5 protein-coding genes are annotated in these 1,516 nt (G+C 63.0%); all 5 read left to right on the forward strand.

Features of this window, described 5'->3' with window-relative positions; translation table 11 throughout:
• Positions 1 to 159 (forward strand): phage protein (locus tag DBR24_RS32900; protein WP_256591652.1); only part of this gene is annotated, 159 nt, incomplete at its 5' end.
• The gene (locus DBR24_RS19175) at positions 159 to 368 is read left to right on the forward strand and encodes a TraR/DksA family transcriptional regulator (RefSeq protein WP_116256721.1); all 210 of its coding nucleotides are present in this window, start codon (positions 159 to 161) and stop codon (positions 366 to 368) included. The genes DBR24_RS32900 and DBR24_RS19175, both read left to right, overlap by 1 nt.
• Positions 368 to 664 carry a hypothetical protein gene (locus DBR24_RS19180; RefSeq protein ID WP_128615521.1) on the forward strand — a complete coding sequence of 99 codons (297 nt, stop codon included), beginning with the start codon at positions 368 to 370 and terminating at the stop codon, positions 662 to 664. The genes DBR24_RS19175 and DBR24_RS19180 overlap by 1 nt, the downstream gene beginning before the upstream one ends.
• Positions 661 to 1,188: a lysozyme gene (locus DBR24_RS19185; protein ID WP_128615522.1), complete on the forward strand. Its 528-nt coding sequence runs from the start codon at positions 661 to 663 to the stop codon at positions 1,186 to 1,188. The genes DBR24_RS19180 and DBR24_RS19185 overlap by 4 nt, the downstream gene beginning before the upstream one ends.
• Positions 1,185 to 1,516 (forward strand): lysis system i-spanin subunit Rz (locus tag DBR24_RS19190; RefSeq protein WP_256591645.1); only part of this gene is annotated, 332 nt, incomplete at its 3' end. The genes DBR24_RS19185 and DBR24_RS19190, both read left to right, overlap by 4 nt.

Consider the following 1,516-nt stretch of genomic DNA (forward strand, 5'->3'; position numbering starts at 1 on the left):
TTCGGCTGCAAGGTGAAGATCTCCAGCCTGTTGTCGATCGACCCGAAGGGTGGCGAGAAGACCAAACACAAGGTGCCGTTCGACGTCACCAGTCCGGACTTTATCCACATCAACGGCGTTCCCTACCTGGCTGCGGCCGAGATCGAGGGGATCCGTTAATGGTGGACTGGTTCGACCGCGCCCAGGAGCTGGAGCAACGCCAACGTGACCAGGCGATCAAGGCCCAGCTACTGACGCCTGTGCCGGTCGGGCCAAGCCTGACCCATTGCGAGGACTGCGACAAAGAGATCCCGCCGGCACGCCGTGCGCTGGGCGGTAAAACGCGATGCGTCCCGTGCCAGACGGGCTTTGAGCAGAGTAAACGCTGATGACGACTGAAACCGTACGCCTCGGAACGCTGGAGCAGAGATTCGCGGTGTTCGAACACCGGCTGAGCGAGTTGGAAGACCGCCACGAAACGGTGCCTACCCGCGTGACCAAATTGGAACAGGGGTTCGAACACATGGCCGGTCAACTGTCGGAACTGAACGCTGGCCAGCAGACCCTGACGGTCGCGGTAAACGACATCGGCGCGAAGGTCGGGCGCTTGCTGACCATTCTTACGGTGGTCGCTTCTGTGCTGCAGATGGTTGTGCCGGCACTGCTGCGGGTGTGGTTTCCATGAGCCTGCGCGGAAGGATTCAGGCCGGTGTGATTGCGCTGGCCAGCGCTCCGTTGGTGATCTTCCTGGGCACTTGGGAGGGCAACGGCCAGAACACCGTCTATGCCGACAAGTTGGCCGGTGGACTGCCCAGCGTCTGCAAGGGCATTACTCGACATACCAGCCCGTTCCCGGTGGTGGTCGGTGATTACTGGTCGCCTGAGCGTTGCGCGGAGGTGGAGCAGCTGGTGATCCGCAAAACCCAGCTGCAGCTCGCCGACTGCATCACCAACCCGAAGGTGGACCAGAACACCTTCGACGCTCTGACCAGCCATGGCCACAACGTGGGTGTGCCCAGCACTTGCGCCAGTCGGGCGGTGGCGTTGATCAATGCCGGCCGCATCGCTGACGGCTGCAGGGCGTTGGCCTGGGCAGCGGACGGCAAGACGCCGGTATGGGCGTATGTGACAGACGCGCAGGGCCGCAAGCGCTTCGTTCAAGGCCTGCACAACCGCCGGCTGGCTGAAATGGAGCTGTGCCTGAAATGAGTCTTTCCCCGTTGCGTTTGGCGCCTTTCGTGCTGCTGCTCGCCTTGCTGCTGTGGGTGGCTTTTGATCGGGTAACCGATCAGCGCGACGACGCCAGGCGCGAACGCGACAGCGCGCAATGGGAAGCGAACGGCCTGCGTGAAGCGGCCCGAATCAGCGGCGAAATGCTCGCTGAGCGGGATGCGATCGACCAACGAAACACCAAGGAATTGACCGATGCACTCACTGAAAACAAGCGCCTGCGCCGCTCTGTTGGCGATGGCACTGGCCGGCTGCATGTCCGCGCCATCTGTCCCGCCGCCGGATCTGTGCCCGCCGCCGCCGGCAC

This window comes from Pseudomonas sp. HMWF006 (genome assembly GCF_003061205.1).
GTDB lineage: Bacteria > Pseudomonadota > Gammaproteobacteria > Pseudomonadales > Pseudomonadaceae > Aquipseudomonas > Aquipseudomonas monsensis.

What these genes read in the sequence shown, in the direction of transcription:
- DBR24_RS19175 (WP_116256721.1), top strand. Translation starts at nt 159, where the DNA reads ATGGTGGACTGGTTCGACCGCGCCCAGGAGCTGGAGCAACGCCAACGT.
- DBR24_RS19180 (WP_128615521.1), top strand. Translation starts at nt 368, where the DNA reads ATGACGACTGAAACCGTACGCCTCGGAACGCTGGAGCAGAGATTCGCG.
- DBR24_RS19185 (WP_128615522.1), top strand. Translation starts at nt 661, where the DNA reads ATGAGCCTGCGCGGAAGGATTCAGGCCGGTGTGATTGCGCTGGCCAGC.